A 19,724-nucleotide genomic window follows, 5' to 3' on the forward strand; every position below is an offset into this window, starting at 1 on the left:
AAGCGTGGAGAAAATTCTGAAGCTCCTGGTAGAGAGTGTCAAGGACCAGAAGATGAACAAAACAACGGCGGCTCAGATCGTGAAAATGCTAAAAGAAGGGGAAAAGAAACCCGTCAAGGATATCGCCATCATCGGTATTTCAGCCAAGTTGCCCAATATGGAAACACTGGATGACTACTGGGATAATATCCAGAGTGGTGTAGATTGCATACGTCCCATTCCCAAGACACGAAAATCGGATATGGACGCTATTCTCTCTTATATGGATATTCCTAAGGGAGATATTCAATATTACGAAGCGGCGTACCTGGACAATATTGACCAATTCGACCATGAATTCTTTCGTTTGCCTCCCAAAGAAGCCAGTTTAACGGATGTTAATCAGCGTTTGTTTATGGAGACAGCATGGGATGCCATGGAGGATGCAGGATACGGTAACGACAAATTATCGGGCACCAATACAGGTGTCTATGTAGGCTTTTCCAACAATATCAAAGATATGTATATGCGATATATTACCGAAACGATGCAGACAAGTGCACTGTCCATCGTGGGAAATTTGGCTTCCATATTATCCAATCGAATCTCGTATCTTCTGAATCTGAAGGGACCCAGTATTGTTGTTGATACAGCGTGTTCCTCTTCACTCGTAGCTGTTGCCATGGCATGTCAGGCCATCCGGAACAAGGAATGTGATATGGCAATTGCGGGCGGTGTGAAACTTCATCTTATGACACGCGAGAATCAGAATGAGAAAATCGGGATGGAATCTCCAGACTACCGGACCAAAACATTTGATGATTCTGCAAATGGGGCGGGAATGGGCGAAGGAGTCACTGCTTTATTGCTGAAACCACTAGACGCTGCAATGCGTGATGGTGATCAGATCTATGCGGTAATTAAAGGTTTGGCCGTCAATCAGGATGGAAGTTCTGGCGGATTGACTGTACCAAACCCATCCACTCAGGCTGAGTTGATTGTAAAAGCGTGGGAGGACGGTAACATTGATCCCGAAACGATCTCGTACTTCGAACCGCATGGTACGGGGACAGAATTGGGAGATCCCATTGAGATTAAGGGAATTCAGAACGCGTTTAAGAAATATACTTCCAAGAAACAATTTTGTGCGATCGGTTCGGTTAAAACCAATATCGGTCATCTGTACGAAGCAGCTGGAACTGCTGGCTTAATTAAGGCAATTCTGGCGTTGAAAAATAAAAAACTCCCTCCAACCTTGAACTTTGAAAAGCCAAATAGAGCGATTGACTTCAGTGGATCACCCGTTTACGTAAATACTACACTACGAGAGTGGAACACGGATGGCACAACTCCAAGACGGTGTGGTATCAGCTCTTTTGGCATTGGGGGAACCAACTGTCATCTCGTACTTGAGGAAGCACCTGATCGGGCAACTGCAGCGCATCAAGCGAACACTTCTGTAACAGGTCCATCCATTCTGACGTTGTCCGCCAAGTCTGAGGAATCGCTACGTCAGATGATCAGTAAGTATATCTATTTTCTTGAAAAAAATGAACTGCCAACATTACAAGATATGTGTTATACCGCCAACACGGGAAGAGGAAAGTTTCCATATCGGGTAGCAATCATAATGAACAGCAACATCGATTTGCATCAGAAACTTACTCAGTTGGAGCGTTCAAAACAGCTATTTGGTACTTCACATGGTTCGCACATCTATACCGGTTTTCACAAGCTGGTTCAAGATGAGGAGGCAGCGGATCAGGAATTCAGAATGTCGCTCTCATCTAGGCATGAGATGAGCGTATCGCTGGGACAAGCTCTTGGAGAATTCATGAACAGTGGGCAGCAAGACATCAATGCGTTACATCAGGCTGCTTCATACTATGTCTCTGGGGGCGATGCTGACTGGGAAGCGCTTTATGCGAATCAGAATGTATTTAAGGTCAGTTTGCCATCTTACGCATTTCAGACGCACAGATGTTGGATCGACATTCCAAAACGTAACAGAAGATCGGAAAAGGTACAGGCAGAGGGCATGTTTTATCAAGCTGTATGGCAACGATACACGCCCGTATCTCGAGATTCTGTCGTCTCAAAAATGAAAGGCGCCGTACTTCTCTTCCGCGGAAACGATCAAGTCAGTGCTGCCTTGACGGTCCGATTGGAGCGTGAGCTCGAAGCACGAGTCATTCAGGTAGCCTGGGGGGATCGTTATGAGAAGTATGATGATTCGCACTATGTGATTCGTGGTGATGAAAGTGATTACATTCAGTTATTGGATGATATGAAGGGTCAGGGGCTAACCCGCATTATTCACGGGTTTACTCTGGCAGAGAATGATTCAGATGATTATTTACAAAGCGAGGAACAATTGAAGTTAAGCCAGGACCGTGGAATTCAGAGTGCATTCTACTTGACCCGTGCGATTCTACATCATCATATGACAGAGGGACTTCAGCTTCAATTCATATCCTCCCTAGCGAATGCAGTTACGGGGTATGAAAGTCAGGTACGACCGGAAAATGCAACGCTTAACGGATTCGCAAAAGTCATTGAACAGGAGTATCCGGAAATATCCTGCCGATTCATTGATGTGGATTCAGATACCGATGCGGATACGATCTATGCAGAATTGAATAGCTCCCATGACCGTTTCCAAGTGGCGTATCGCCATAATCAGTCATACGTTGAAGAATTGGATATTGCTAACATTCTGGAAGCCAGTCATGAGGAAGTGACTATTCGTGAGAACGGTTTATATCTTATTGCTGGTGGAACAGGCGGAATTGGCTTGCAGTTCGCGAAGCATCTGGCTGATGAACGCAGCATTCGTCTGGCACTAATCAGTCGTACGGCGATGCCTGATCGCACTGTGTGGGACAAGCTTATTCAAGAAGAAGATCCAAAGATAATATCCATGGAAATGATTGAACGAATGAAAACCATTATGGAGCTTGAAGCCGGAGGATCAAGTGTTGAATTAATCAGTGCAGACATCTCCGATCTGGAGCAGATGACTCAGGTTGTGCAGGGGTTAAGGACAAAATATGGGCAAATCTATGGGGTAATTAATAGCGCTGGTGTTGCCAATGACGGCTTGATTATCCGTAAGGAAGAGACTGCATTCCAAGAGGTTCTGAGACCGAAGGTTCAGGGAACCTGGGTTCTGAATCAAGTAACAGCGCAGGAACCGCTCGATTTCTTCGTTATGTTTTCTTCTGGCATATCCATGTTAGGCGAACCGGGGCAGAGCGATTATGTTGCTGCAAACTGTTTTCTGGATAGCTTTGCGTCTTACCGTGCAAATGGGTCGGGCCGAACGCTAACCATTAACTGGCCTGCCTGGAAGGAAACCGGAATGGCTGCCAGATTTGGTCTGAATGTGGATACAGCATTCAAGACGTTAGCGACTCATCAAGCGATCAGTGCTTTTGACATGGTATTGAGCCGTCGTATACGCCGAGTGTTGATCGGTGAGCCCAATTATGCGAGTGAACTCCTACCGTTATTAGAGTCGTCAAGAGTTATCCAATTTTCGGAAGCCATGACAGCTCGAATTCAACAGGAACGTAATCATTTGAATTATCATAACAACCAGCTGACGAGAACTGAATATGAGCAGAAGGTTGAACTGCACGGACGAGATAACGGTATATATACAACTACGGAGAAGGAACTTGCCCAACTGGTGGGACATGTTCTCGGGTTTACCGGGTTAGATGTATACGACAACTTGTTTGAACTCGGCGTTGATTCAATATCAATGATGCGCATTATTACTGAGATACGGGTACGCTACCATGTTCACCTAAACTACCACACGTTCTTTGAAGGTATGAATCTGGCAAAGCTTGCAATTCATCTGATTGGTGCACTCAAGGAAACTGGAGCGATATCCGAGTATCCCCAGCAAGAGCCGGAACCGGCGACCCTGTATGAGGACTTCCCTTTGACAGAAGTACAGATGGCTTATCTGTTAGGTCGAGACGAGCGGTTTGAAATGGGGGGAACATCCACTCACTATTATCTGGAATTGGAAACCAAATTGAACATGACGCATTTCCAAACTGCATTGCAAAAAGTGATTCAGCGCCATCCAATGCTGCGAGCAGTCATATTGCCTGAGGGCATGCAACGAATATTGCCACAGGTACCAGACTATAAACTGGAAATCGTTGACGTGTGCCATCTGAATGAGCAGGAAAAGTGGAAACACATTGAGGTGGAACGGGATCGAATGTCCCATCATGTGTTTGAGCCGAGCCAATGGCCGCTGTTTGAATTCAAAGCTTTTAAAATAGATGATACACGGCATTACCTGTTATTCGGTTATGATCTGCTGATCTGTGATAGTGCGAGTATCCAGATCCTTGGAGAGGACCTGGTGCATTATTGCCGTGAGCCGGAAAAGGAACTTCCTGTACTCAAGTTTTCGTTCAAGGATTATATGATGGCATACAGAGAACTGAAAAAGAGTGAGATGTACGCACGTGACAAGAAGTACTGGATGGATCAGTTGGACACATTCCCTTCCGCTCCAGCACTTCCGCTGAAGCAGGAGCCCAGACATATCAAGAAACCGCAATTTTCACGGCTAAGCTGGGTATTGGAACAAGATCCGTGGGAGCAATTAAAGCATAAGGCGCAGCAAAAAAATGTAACACCTTCCGCGCTTCTGTGTACTGCCTTTGCTCGAGTTTTGGCCCGTTGGAGCAATCAGGATCGACTTGCCATCAATCTGGCGGCGTTCAACCGCTTTCCATTTCATGAAGAAACCGATCAAATTATCGGTGATTTTACATCCATCATGTTGCTCGAAATTAACGAACAAAAAAACAAACCTTTTTGGGAACAAGCAAGAGACGTGCAGAGTGGCATGCTCAATATGTTGGAACATCGACATTATGACGGCGTGGAGTTCATTCGAGAACTGGCCCGTCATCGAGAAGCAGGTACTTCCGCCATTATGCCGATTGTATATACCAGCACATTATTTGTGGATGCCATTGGAAGCTGGCAGCATATCGGAGATTTGAAAATGGGTATCAGTCAGACCTCCCAAGTCTACCTTGATAATCAGGTAATGGAGACTGACGGGAGACTGACCATTAACTGGGACTATATTCAGGATCTTTTTCATTACGATACACTTTCCGCCATGTTCGATGATTATACAGCGATAATTACTCATCTGTGTGAGCAAGAGAATATCGAGTTTTTACCAGGTTTGCCTGAACAGGATAAGGCCATCTGGAATGCATTTAATGCAACAGCACAATCATTTCCTATATCTACACTGCATGGGTCTTTTATGGAGCAGGCGACCAAGACTCCTTATCAGACAGCATTGATTTACGGTAATCAGCAAATGACTTACCAACAGCTGGATGAACTCTCCAATCAGCTCGCTCATTACTTGACGCAACAAGGAATAACACGGGGAGACCGGGTGGGGTTGTTAGCCAAACGTGGTATGGAGACAATTGTGAATACCATCGGCATTCTCAAAGCAGGAGCGGTATACGTGCCTGTTGATCCCGATTATCCTGAAGATCGTCAGCAATACATTTTACAAAATAGTAACTGCAAAATGCTGTTATTACCCGAACTTTATACGTTTGAGGGACTGGCTGAATTGCCGGTGGAGCCACTGGAAAATAACGCAGCACCTGACGATCTTGCCTACATTATTTACACGTCTGGCAGCACGGGAACTCCAAAAGGGGCAGCTACTGCCCATGGCCCGGCAATGAATACCATTCGGGATATCAATATGAAGTTTGAAGTGACGGATCAAGATCGGATGCTTGGTATCTCTTCAATGTGCTTTGATCTGTCAGTCTATGATATTTTCGGTGCACTTGCGACGGGTGCAGCACTTGTGATCATTGCTGACCAGCGTGATATTCATGACATGTACGACGCGATACAACAGCATAAAGTAACCATCTGGAATTCAGTTCCAGCTATTATGCAACTGATGGCAGATTACGTAACCGATCAAACCAATGAACAATTAAGACTCATCCTGCTCAGTGGGGACTGGATACCAAAGAAATTGCCAGAGCAAGTACATGGGCGTTTTCCTTCGGCACAGGTTATCAGCTTGGGAGGTGCGACAGAGGCATCCATTTGGTCTATCTATTATCCCATTGATACTGTCAAGTCTGATTGGAAGAGCATCCCGTATGGAAGACCACTTGCGAATCAGACATTCTATACGCTTGACTACACGGGTTGCCTGAGTCCAGTCGATGTCATTGGTGAGCTCTGTATCGGTGGAGCAGGATTGGCTCAAGGATACTTTAATGATCCGGTGAGGACCGACAATGCATTTTTTAATCATCCGGAATTGGGACGTTTATACCGCACAGGTGATTTTGGAGTCTTGCGAAGAGAAGGGTACATTGAATTCCTTGGCAGACGGGATTCCCAAGTGAAAATCAGGGGGTATCGGGTTGAACTTGGAGAAATTGAAAGCCGATTATCTACAGTTCCTAGCGTGAAGCAGGCTGTCGTTATAGATAAAGTGGACATGCAAGGGACCAAGGTACTGGTAGCCTATTACTCAGCGGAGCGCAGCTATGACGAATTGGAGATGAAGCGTCTTTTGGCAAAAGCACTTCCGGATTACATGGTTCCTCAGCATTTAATCCAGTTGCCTGAATTTCCACTTACACCCAATGGAAAGATTGATCGGAAAGCGTTACCGGAACCAACTTTTGGACAACAGTCCAGTGCACTTGCAGGAACAGAAAGCCCAACGGAGCAGAAGCTGATTGGACTCTGTGAATCCGTATTTGGTATGAATGGAATAGGAACTCACGACAGCTTTTTCCAGATGGGGATCAATTCAATTCTAATGGTGCAGCTGGTGAATCGGATTGGGCAGGAATTCAATCAACGTCTCAGCTTCAAGGAATTTATGGCCCTGAGAGATATTTATGAACTGGCGGCTTTGCTTAAGAGCTCTGTGGAAAATGAAGAGTCAGTGGGAACAATTCATTATCCGCAGTATGATCCATGCCCTGATCCTGAAGGCCGACCATTCCCGCTGACCGAGGTACAGATGGCTTATGTCGCAGGAAGAAGTCAGGCTTTTGAAATGGGAGGCACTTCGACACACGGGTACCTCGAATTCGAAACTCAACTGGAGATGACGCGCTTCAATGAAGCACTAATCAAGCTGATTGAACATCATCCTATGTTGCGGGCAATTATCCTGCCTACCGGAGAGCAACGAATCCTGCCACATGTACCGGTATACCGGATGGATATTGAAGATATCAGTGGTTTGAGTCCTGACGAGATGGAACGGGTGATCATAGCCGAAAGAGAACGCATGTCTCATCATATTTTTGAATTGGAGCAATGGCCATTATTTGAGATACGTGCGAAAAAAATATCTGAAAATACACATCTGCTGTTGTTTGGATATGATCTGCTCATTGCTGATGGGGCAAGCATACAGATCTTCAATAATGATCTACTGAAATTCTATCATCATCCCGAGATTGATCCGGAGCCTAATCCATTTACATTCCGCGATTATATTCTTGCTTACAATGAATTCCGTAAATCGAATACGTACCTGGCTGACAAACAATACTGGCTTGCCCGAGTAGAGGAGTTCCCAGCAGCACCTGCACTCCCATTGAAGACAGATCCTGCACAGATCAGCGAACCAAAATTCAAGCGACTTAATGAAGTGTTTGAACCACAGCGTTGGGAGATATTGAAAAAGATTGCTAATGGACATGGGCTAACACCTTCAGCGCTTCTCTGTGCAGCCTATGCCCAGATCTTATCGTACTGGAGCAATCAACAGAAGATTGCACTGAATCTGACAGTCTTCAATCGTTATCCATTCCACCCAAGCATACAGGATATCATTGGGGACTTTACTTCCATGATTTTAATTGATGTGGATATGGCTTCGGGGAATGATTTTATGGGTCATGTGCGTCATGTTCAGGACAGTATACTGGAGGCGCTGGAGCACAGGCATTATGAAGGCATCGAATTCATACGTGATCTCTCCAAGCATCATCAAATGGGGAACAAGACCGTAATGCCAATTGTCTTCACAAGTATGATCTTTAATGAACGTGAGACATCTGAAGCAACTCAGGGACTGATTGGAAAGGTTCGAACGGGGGTCAGCCAAACATCGCAGGTATATCTGGATCATCAGGCTTCGGATGCGGGAGGGCAGCTAACGCTAACCTGGGATTACGTGGATGACTTGTTTGACCAACAGGTGGTCGAAACGATGTTTGCGCAATATATTGCACTGCTGGATGGCCTAATTGTAGGAGAAACGATTACGGGGCCTGACATTCCTTCAGTCGATCGCAGCATTTTGGAAAGGTATAACCAATCAGAAGAAAATATCATGCCAACAACATTGCAACATTTGTTTGATCGTATGGCCAAACATTATCCAGATCAGGATGCATTGTTGTTTGAGGATGAGCGGATGACGTATTCGGAGCTGGACCGAAGATCTGGTCAACTGGCAGGATATTTACTTGAACAGGAGATCGGGCGAGGGGATCGAGTTGGCGTTGTAGCAAGGCGCCGTATGGAGACCATTGTAAATGTAATGGCTATACTTCGCACTGGTGCGGCATATGTACCACTTGATCCGGATTATCCTGAAGATCGGCAAGCTTACATGCTTAAGAATAGTGATTGCCAAATTGTATTGGACGTGGATGCCTATGATCAGGTCTCGGCTTCAGGTTATCCTCTACTCGAAGGTGAGCCATCTGGAACACCTGATGATATTGCATATGTAATCTATACATCGGGAAGTACGGGGAGACCAAAGGGTGTTGCCATTACTCATGGGGCTGTAACGAATACGATTCAGGATATGAACAGAAAGTTCGGTGTTCATGAGAAGGATCGCATGCTTGGCGTATCTTCCATGTGTTTCGATTTATCCGTATATGACGTGTTCGGTGCACTTTCCTCGGGTGCAGCTCTCGTAATTGTATCCGACCAAAGAGATATCCGAATGATGAAAGAGGCCGTTGATCGCCATCAGGTTACAATCTGGAATTCGGTTCCAGCGATTATGGATATGTTCATGGATCGACTGGAATCCGATGCTGGACGAAGCTACCGTTGGGCAAGTGATGAAGAGATTCAGGCGTCAACCCAACTGGCTGTGGAGAAAGAGTCAGTAGAATCGGTGTACCATTGGTCATTCTCCACGCTGTGGCGAATGGATGGAAAGCATATCTACGTGGATGAGTTCAAATGCCCTGCATATGCAACAGGTATGTTCCCTGAACTGTATTTCCTGGCACAAAAGGGGATCCGTCAATCCGAGATTGCTTCTTTCTTCCCGAATGTACCTGTTAGTGAAGTGAATTCGCTCATGGAACTGCTCATTCGTAAACGTGCTTTGGTCAGCGGACTTATGGAGCCAGCGGAAATTTTCAAGAAGCAGACGCAGTTATTCCGCAATCCGTATGACGAAAAGGTGGCATACGATGCACAGGCATACGAGGAATTTAAAAAAATACAGTTGCATCGTAATTTCGGTGAGAACACCACACTTGAGGTCTCACTGGAGCGTGGTGTTGAATATCCTGATTTCATCTCCAAGCGACGTTCTCATCGTTCCTTTAAGGAGGATCAGCCTGTCACCATGAAACAGTTCTCCGATCTGATGGGAGTACTGGGTCAGTATGATCAAGGACAGGAAATTCGGTATAACTATCCTTCTGCGGGAGGGCTATATCCGATAGATGTGTTTGTGTATGTGAAGGAAGGAAGAGTTGCGGGAATGGAGGCGGGCTTGTACTACTTTAGTCCAGTGGATTACACGGTACGCCTCGTTCATGGGAATCAGTCATTCACTGATGAAATGCACTATTACACGAACAGGTCCATTTATCAGTCTTCAGCGTTTACTGTTTTCTTCATTTACAACGCGGAAGCAACCATGCCGAAATATGGCGCGCAAGGTTATTTATACTCCCTTATTGATACCGGAATTATGGTATCCACACTAAACAGTGTTGGAGAGATGTTGGGCATTGGAATGTGTTCGATCGGAGATATGCCTTTTGAGAAAGTGAAACCGTTATTCAATTTAAATGAAAATCAGATCTGGCTTCACACGGTGGAAGCAGGATTGAAGCCAGACGATGATATAGCTTCTACGGAAGAATGGAGCAGCAGAAATTATATCAGACAAAGTCCAAGCGTATCGGTATCCTATGGCGAAAACCCAATGGCTGCTGACCCATCCCTATTATCGGAACGTTCCGTAGCAGTCCTGGGTGCACAGACCGCTCCGCTGGCTAAGTTAAATATCCAAAGTTCTGATATAGAAAGAGCAGTAAACATCACCAACGAGGGTAACCATCAAAGCAGTCTTCGTCTTATACTGCTCAGCGGTGACTGGATACCTCTATCGTTACCGGGCAAAGTCAGAAATCTGTGTCCTGATGCAAGCATTGTGAGTCTCGGTGGTGCAACAGAGGCTAGTATTTGGTCCATTTATTACCCTATTAATTCAATATCTGATGCGTGGAACAGTATCCCTTACGGGTATCCGTTGGCGAATCAAACATTCCATGTGCTCGATTACAAACTGCGTCCATGTCCGGTTGATGTTCCAGGTGAGATGTTTATCGGCGGAGTAGGCCTTGCAAATCTATATGTGAATGACTTGGATAAAACGGAGAAAGCATTCATTCAGCACCCGCTCCTTGGTCGATTGTATAGAACGGGAGACCATGGCGTCATGCGTAAAGAGGGATACATTGAATTTTTGGGCAGAAAGGACAACCAGATCAAAATCAGGGGGCATCGCGTGGAACTTGGTGAAATTGAAGCCATATTCATTCAGCACCACGCCTTGAAGCGTGTGTATGTAATGGACAGGCAGAACGAGCAAAAGAAAAAATATTTGTGTGCCTATTATGTCTCTGATCAAGAAGTTTCCATTGCTGAATTGCGAGAGTTTCTGATATCCAGATTGCCGGAGTACATGGTGCCTTCATTCTTTATCCGGTTGGAAGCCATCCCTCTAACAGCAAATGGAAAAATCAATCGTAACGCATTACCTGAACCAACAGCTCTACACACAGCTCAGGTCCAATACAAGGCTCCCGCCAATGATATTGAGAAACTATTGGTACAGATATGGAGCGAAGTACTTGGCAATGCTCACATTGGTGTGAATCAGCATTTCTTTGAGATCGGCGGCGATTCTGTTCTGATGATCAAAGCACATGCCAGACTTGATGACCAATATCCGGGAATTGTGAAGATAACCGACATGTTTAATTTGCCAACTATTTCGGATATTACCGCATTTATCGAGAATCAGTTGGACGAGATGGATGTAATCCATGTATCACGCTCCCGCATTCCCTTGTCCATGGATTATTTCGTGGAAGGAGATTCAACATCAAACGAAACAGAAGAGTTGCAGTTTGCCTTATCGGCAGAACTCTATGATCGTGTGGTGAATGCTGCCAGCAGGTGGGACGTGGAGGTGGATGATATTTTATTTGCCGGCTTTGCGTACCTTCTCGCACAGGCCTCCAACCGTGATCGGATAAGTGTGCATGCAGCCATTGGGCAGTCCGACTATATTCAAGTATTTGATCTGGACTTCGGCTCGTTGGAACAATTTAATGAATTATTCCAGCTTATCCATCAATCCAAGGGTCAAGATGGCAGAGAGACCTTCCACACCAAACATGTTAGTACACTCTTGCAGGAGCCCGGTACAGGAACATTACCTTTGTTCTATAACGCTGGTGCAGTTGCTTCGGGAGTGCCAGTGTCAGAACTGTACGACTTAACGTTACAAGTGGTTCATCAGGAGGACAGCCTGCACTTTGTATGTGGATTCCGTTCAATGAAATGGCGGAAGAGCAAGGTAGAGTCACTCTTGCAACTCTACTTTAAACTACTGAACCCGATACTCGAATGATCTCAAGCCGACTGTAAAGGAGAGCAAAATGAGAAAAGGATTAATGGGAAGTATTAAACTGGATGATCTCCTGGAATCCGGAGCAGAATCGGTCGATATCGAAAGTGTTTCGACTAAGGACATTGCCATTATTGGAATGTCCGGCAGATTCCCTGGTGCAGAGGAACTCGAGGCATATTGGAGCAATCTGGTTAACGGTGTGGACAGTATCAGCGATTTTCCCGCAGAACGACAATCTTTCACAGATTATTATATGAAGACACGGGGAGAGTCGGTCGCGTATACCAAAGCAGGGTTTTTGAATCATATTGACCGATTCGATTATCGTTTCTTCAACCTGTCTCCCCGTGAAGCTTCTCTCATGGACCCCAATCAGCGGTTGTTTCTTGAAACGGCTTGGCACGCCATTGAGAATTCGGGATATGGAGGCGGGAAACTTAAAGGAAGCAACACAGGTGTGTACGTTGGGTTTCGAAACGATGAAGTATATGACTACAAAAGATTAATCACTGACTTGGAACCTCAGGCAGATCCCAGTGCAGTTCCAGGTAATCTGGCCTCCATTCTGGCTAGCCGGATTTCTTACTTGCTGGATCTGAAGGGGCCGAGCCTTTGTCTTGATACAGCATGTTCATCTTCTCTCGTAGCCATCCATCTCGCGTCCCAGGCCATTCGAAACGGGGATTGTGATCTGGCTGTCGCTGGTGGCGTCAAGATACGTCTGTTTCCCCTGGATGAAGGGAACAAGCTTGGTGTGGAAGCGCCAGATGGCAAAGTGAAGGCGTTTGATGCAGATTCGGATGGGACGGTGTGGGGTGAAGGCGCTGCCGCTATTATCCTCAAACCTTTGAACAAAGCACTCAGGGATCGAGACCATATTTACGCAGTCATCAAAGGAAGTGCTGTGAATCAGGATGGAACTTCCGTAGGCATCACAGCGCCCAATACCGCTTCACAGACAGATTTGCTGGTGAAAGCATGGAAAAATGCGGGGATTAACCCGGAGACGCTAAATTATATTGAAACACATGGTACAGGAACAGATATGGGAGATCCCATTGAGTTTGAGGCCATTCGCAGAGCGTTCCAAAAGTTTACAAACAAGAAACAATTCTGTGCTATCGGTTCAGTGAAAACAAATGTGGGCCACTTGGATTGTGTAGCTGGAATGGCTTCGCTTTTCAAGGTCATTATGGGGATGCGTGAAGGCATGATGCCACCCACACTTCATTTTCAGCGTCAAAACTCAAAAATCAACTTTGAAGATTCTCCAGTCTATCTCAACACACGCCCTAGAATATGGCATGCCGAAGGAGCTCCACGCAGATGTGGTGTCAGCGCGTTTGGTCTAAGTGGAACCAATAGTCACATTGTAGTTGAAGAGCCGCCACGTTATCACAGGCCAGATACCGCAGTGACCCCGGATATGCAAATTTTAACGATCTCTGCCAAAAGTGCTGCCAGCTTAACAAAACTGGTGCAAGCGTATCAGGCCTTGCTCGTTTCAGATCCTGAACTTTCGCTGGCAGATCTATCATTTTCGGCTAATACCGGAAGAGGGCACTACACTCAAAGGCTTGCGATCACTTACAGTGATCGCAAGGATTTGGAAAGAAAATTGAAGCTTGTATCAGACGTAAAAGGTGGTCCTGATCTTGAGATAAATGGAGTACACACAGGCATACATCGGATAATAACAGCCGGTGCAGGGGAGTCCACGCGAAGTACAGGGGAAATCACGGAGCAGGAGGTTAAGTTACTTGGCCAGAAGGCACAGGGGTGGATTTCAGAAGCGCATCTTCATACGAGGGAAGTGCTGTTGGAGGCCATTTGTGATTTGTATGTTCAGGGAGCCGATGTGAGTTGGGAAGATCTGTACAGAGAAAAGTCTGTGCGCAGGATTCCACTTCCGTCATACCAGTTTGAACCGAACATATGCTGGCTGGACTGGAAATCGGACATGGATCAACGCCAGACAGATGACATGTATCGGAGCATGTATAGAACGCGCTGGATCGCGGATTCTTTGGAACCATCCATACCCGATGAGGAGCAGCAGCCAATTGATGATGGGATAACCCTGATATTGCGAAAAGATAAAGACCTTGAAGGCGAAAGGCTTGAAACCACCTTGCGTAATCTGGGACGAAAGCTGGTATCCGTGACATTTGACGGAGATGTTGCCGTTATGGAAGGACTCTCAGGTCTAGTGCAACTTTCTTCAGAAGATGTTTATGTTCATCTGCTTGGTGCATTGCCTTTCAATGATATAACCCGTGTTATTCATCTACTGAGTTCAACGCCCAGAATGCAGGTGCATAATCTGGCGGATCTTTCTCAGGCGGAAATAGAGGGTCCTCTGAGTCTGTTCAGACTGGTCAAATCTCTGGTGCAGAGAGCAGTGTCTGGCCCTGTAGACATATCAATTGCTACGACAACTGCTTATCAAGTGACGGGGGAAGAAGTGGAACTGTATCCTGAGCACGCTGCCTTGATCGGCTGGGCTAAGGTTATAGGAAAGGAATATCCGCATATCCGGTGTCAGTGCATTGACAGAGATGGACATAGTTCACTTGAATCTATTCCGGAGTTAGTTGGTGGCATAGGCATCTCCAACGAGAATTTTGCCTATCGGAATGGTATTCGTTATGTTGAACAGCTGGATGAATGGAACACAGAGACTCAGGAAAATAGCGACTGGCAACTGGTTGAAGATGGAGTATACATCATAACGGGTGGAGCAGGGGGGATAGGTTCAGAGATTGGGAGATGGATGGCTGGTCAGACAAAGGTAAGAATTGTCCTACTGGGACGGACTGAATTACCCAACAGAGAGCAATGGCCGCTGCTTCGTAAGGATGGGAAAGACCAGGCGGCTGTTCAGCAGATTATTCGTGAAATAGATGCCATGGAAAGTCTCGGAGCAATGGTAACTTATTTTAGCGTAGATGTATCCGATGAAATGCGTCTTACCCATACGTTGGATGTTATCAGACAAACGGCTGGTTCTATACGTGGAATTGTGCATTGTGCAGGAACGGGAAGTGATCTGTCTACCGATCAGAAGAGTGAAGATGACGTCAAGCGCACGTTGGCTCCCAAGATCAGGGGGACATGGCTGCTTGATCAACTTACCCGACAAGATCAGCCTGATTTTATGCTGTTATGTTCTTCTGTCGCTACAACATTTAGCACGTTGACTATGGGAGATTATGTTGCAGCCAATGCCTACCTGGATACGTTCGCTGCACAACGAACCAAGCAGGGACTTCACACACTCGCGATTAACTGGGTGACCTGGAGGGAGCGGGGAATGGCAGCACGTTCGGGTTTTACGGCGGATACTATATTTAAGGCCATTTTACCTCAACAGGCGATCCATACTCTCGCAGACGTTGTTACTCGAAAAGTAGACCGCGTTATTATCGGGGAATTAAACATAGATGGTGGGGGCATTCGTTTACTCGAACGTTCAGGGATTCGGGTTGCTCCACATTTGCTCGAACGATTGAAGAGAATGAAGTCTACGACCAGGTCTATAGCAGAAAGGGCTTCTACCCGATCACTTTCACAACATGGCACGGGTCAGGTGATCCTAACGGGAAAAGAAAAAGAGGATTACACCGAAGCGGAACGACGTGTCGCTGATGTCTGCAGACAGGTATTGGGTTTCGAGGAAATTAACATCCATGAAAATTTCTTTGAACTGGGAGCCGATTCACTCTTGTTAAAAACGATGCATGCCAGATTGGAACTGCTTGATCCAGGTTCGCTTATGATTACGGATTTGTTTGAGCACGCAACAGTGTATAAACTGGCCCGTTTTCTGGTAGATAAACGCCAGGGAAGCAACAACATGACACATCATACACCGATGAAAGGAACGGAACAGGACATAGCCATTATTGGTATTTCCGTCAAACTGCCTAACGCCAACAATACTGATGAATTCTGGGACAATATTCGTAACGGGTTGGATTGCAGGACCGCATTGTCTGCAGAACGAAAGGATGCCATTGATCGCTATATTCGATATAAACAGTTTCCTGAGGGCAGCGTTGCTCTTGTGGAAGGGTCCTATATTGATGAGATTGATAAGTTCGATAGTACCTTTTTCCGTTTGTCTCCTAAGGAAGCAAGCCTGATGGACCCACATCAGCGTCTTTTCCTGCAGGCATGCTGGGAAGCAGTTGAAGATGCCGGTTGTGTAGAAAACATTAGTGGAAGTTATACCGGGGTGTTTGTTGGATACTCGCCGAATATTCGCGATATGTATTCACGACTCATTTATGAAACCAATCCGACTCTGCTATCCAGCGCTATGGTGGGCAACACAGCAGCAGTTACCTCTGGAAGAGTATCTTATATGCTGGACTTGAAGGGGCCATCGATGGTCGTAGATACAGCCTGTTCATCATCCCTCGTTGCTGTAGATGCTGCATGTCAATCGATTCGTAGCGGCAAATGTGAAATGGCCATAGCTGGTGGGATTAAAATCCATACCATGCCAATTCATCACACGAATACACGCATGGGAATAGGCATGGAATCCATGGATGGAATCACGCGTGCATTTGATGAGGAATCCGAAGGAACGGGATTTGGCGAAGGCATCGGTGTAATCATGCTCAAACCACTCGAAAAAGCTAAACAGGATGGCGACCAAATCTATGCGGTCATTAAGGGATCAGCATCCAATCAGGATGGCAGTTCTGCCGGGATGACAGCACCAAATCCGGCGGCTCAGGAAGACGTGATTCGCAAGGCATGGGATGATGCTGGCATTGATCCTGCGACCATTGGTTATGTGGAAGCTCACGGGACGGGTACACCTTTAGGGGATCCGATTGAAGTAAACAGTTTGACGAATGCATTTCGTATGTTCACCGACAAACGAAATTTCTGTGCGATTGGATCTGTCAAAGCCAATATGGGTCATCTGCTTGAAGCAGCGGGAATTGTCGGGTTGATCAAAACTGCGTTGGCACTTAAAAACAAGGAATTGCCTGCAACGATTCACTTTAATCGACCCAATGAAAATATCCCGTTTTACGATTCTGCCATATACGTCAACACCGTTACTCGTAAGTGGGAGGTTGAAGGCCATCCGCGGCGAGCTGGCGTCAGTGCGTTTGGCATGAGCGGAACCAATGCCCATATTGTGTTGGAAGAGCCACCGGCAGACTATATCCATAAAGAACTGTCTGACCATGTTCCTCACGTTGGGCCACAGTTGTTCATGCTTTCAGCCAAATCACGTGAGAGCTTGCAGCAACTTGTTACGAGGTACGTAGCATATGGCCCGCAATTATTACAAATGGATTTGCAGGATATTTGTTACACGGTCCAGGCTGGGCGCAGTCATTATCCGCATCGATTAATTTTTGCAGTGAATACGACAATGGAGCTTATTTCCCGTTTGAATGAATTGAACCGGCTCTACTTCTGGGAGTCTGATCTTGGCGACACCGGCAAGGTTTTCTATCGTTATGGAGAACACCGATTGGTATCAGGTACGGATGGGATTAGACGTCCGGATGATCTAACTCTGGTTCAGAAGGAAAGTTTGAACACCGAAATTCAAGAAGTGGCATTAGCGTGGAGGGACGGCTTGTACAGGGACGAATCCATGCAGGTCAAAATTAGTGAGTTGTATTCGGCGGGCGCAGATTTGCCACCATTATTATGGAATGACGGACAGGCAACTCGTAAAGTGCGGCTCCCGGTGTATGCTTTCGAGCGTAAGACACACTGGCTGGACATACCCGACGTCGCCCCTGTAAAAGTGGAACGTATGGAACAACCATTTCATGTTATTCGTTGGGTTAACACGCCATCCAACGATGGGACATCATGGATGTCCTCCGAATCTGGAGATGTGTTATTGTTCACAGGAAAAACCGCTCTTTCGGCATCGATCTATGAGAGATTACTAGCTGCGGGTCGGAAGGTTGTAAGAGTAGAAATTGGACTTCAAAAGGATTCTACTCCAGGTAATGGATGGTATGGCGTTGATTCAAATAAAGAGGCGTATGAGGATTTGTTAACAGATCTTCAATCCGAGTATCAATTCACACATATTATCCATATGTCAACGACTGAGCAAGCAGTATTTCCCGAGAGTATCGAACAATTAGAGGTGACCCAGCAACGTGGGGCTCGCAGCCTGATGTATCTTACACAGGCGCTGGCACATGTGGGTTATGAACGCGGGCTGAGCCTTACGCTGGTATCTGATTATGTGAACGAAGTGACAGGTAATGAACGTGTCCTTCAGCCACAACAAGCTCCTTTTATGGGAATGGGACGAGTTGTAGGTCAGGAATTGATGGGCATATCCTGCAAATTTCTGGACGTTGATGATGTTGTCTCTGCTGAAGATGTGTTACAAGAGATCGGCCGGAAGTCTGATTTGTATCTTGTTGCTTACCGGGAAGGTACCCGTTATGAGGAGCAGTTCGAGACTTTGAACGATACGACGGTGATCGGCCATGCGCCAGCAATTCAAAATGACGGTGTATACGTGATTACTGGCGGCACGAAAGGCATTGGACTGGAAGTTGCCCAGTACTTGGCTGACAAGGGAGCAGGACATGTTGCTTTGCTTGCCCGTTCACCTTTTCCGCCGCGTGACCAGTGGACTGAATGGCTTGATCAGAACAGAGACAGGGAAGTGTGCGAGACGATAAACCGCGTCACGGATTTGGAGAAGAAGGGAACATCATGTTCCTTTTATCAAGTGGATATCGGGCATCTGGATAGGCTACGTGAGGTATTTGATGAACTTCGACATACCTGCGGTCCCATTCGTGGCGTAGTCCACAGTGCCGGTGTACCTGGTGAAGGCATGCTGATGCGCAAGACGGAGGAACAGTTCTCAGCGGTGATAGGTCCCAAAGTCCATGGAACATGGGCGCTTGATCAGGTCACGCTTGAGGATAATCTGGACTTCTTCCTGCTCTTCTCCACGATCTCTTCGGTGTTTGCTGCTCCGGGCCAGGGGGACTATGCTGCTGCCAATGCATACCTGGATGCGTTTGCTGCATATCGAAGCAAGCTCGGGAAACGAACCCTAACTATGAATTGGAACACATGGCGAGATACGGGGATGGGCGTTCGTTACGGCATCAATGTGGATGGCGTATTCTCTGCCATTCCTACGGAGCAGGGCATTGCATGGCTGGATCGTGCGATGGGAATGAACTTGAATCGGGTAATCGTCGGCGAGATCAATCGTGAAAGCAAATTGCTTGGCATGATGTCAAGTGTTGCTGTGAGACTATCTGACGACCTGAGATCCCTGGCTACTGATGAGAAAACTGTGTTTCCTGAAACTCAGAACCAGACCGGTTATGCAGAAGTTACTCTGGATGGCAGGACAGGAGAAGGAGCATATAGCGATGCTGAGGATCTGATTGCCAAAATCTTCGGTTCGGTACTAGGGTTCAGTGAAATCAATATTTATGACAGTTTCTTCGAATTAGGGGGAGATTCGATCATGTTGGGCCAGATGCATGAGTTATTGGATCGGCATTTCCCCAATAAGATCAAACTGGTAGATCTGTTTGAATATACTACCGTAGACAAACTCAGCAATTACATTGCAGGCAATGAGCAACATATCCTACAAGCTGCACCGATAACATCCGCATCAGAAGAGCAGGACGGAGATTGGAATGACTCATTAAGCCATATGCTGGACAAGTTGCAGGACGGGGAAGTATCTGTCGAAGACATTCTTCATCGTTTGGATGAAATACGGCCAGGGGAGTGAGCT

Annotated in this window: 2 protein-coding genes; both read left to right on the forward strand. The window is 46.3% G+C overall.

The window, feature by feature from the left end; translation table 11 throughout:
* The first annotated feature begins 4 nt into the window (after positions 1 to 4).
* A complete protein-coding gene (locus MHB71_RS01630; RefSeq protein ID WP_340028638.1) occupies positions 5 to 11,947 on the forward strand; it encodes an amino acid adenylation domain-containing protein in 11,943 nt (3,980 codons plus the stop codon).
* 28 nt (positions 11,948 to 11,975) lie between these two features.
* A complete protein-coding gene (locus MHB71_RS01635) occupies positions 11,976 to 19,721 on the forward strand; it encodes an SDR family NAD(P)-dependent oxidoreductase (protein WP_340028639.1) in 7,746 nt (2,581 codons plus the stop codon).
* The last annotated feature ends 3 nt before the right edge of the window (positions 19,722 to 19,724 follow it).

It is taken from the genome of Paenibacillus sp. FSL H7-0940 (assembly GCF_037979415.1).
In the GTDB taxonomy this organism is placed as follows: domain Bacteria; phylum Bacillota; class Bacilli; order Paenibacillales; family Paenibacillaceae; genus Paenibacillus; species Paenibacillus amylolyticus.

Coding starts and splice junctions, on each gene's coding strand:
- MHB71_RS01635 (WP_340028639.1), top strand. CDS start 11,976: ATGAGAAAAGGATTAATGGGAAGTATTAAACTGGATGATCTCCTGGAA.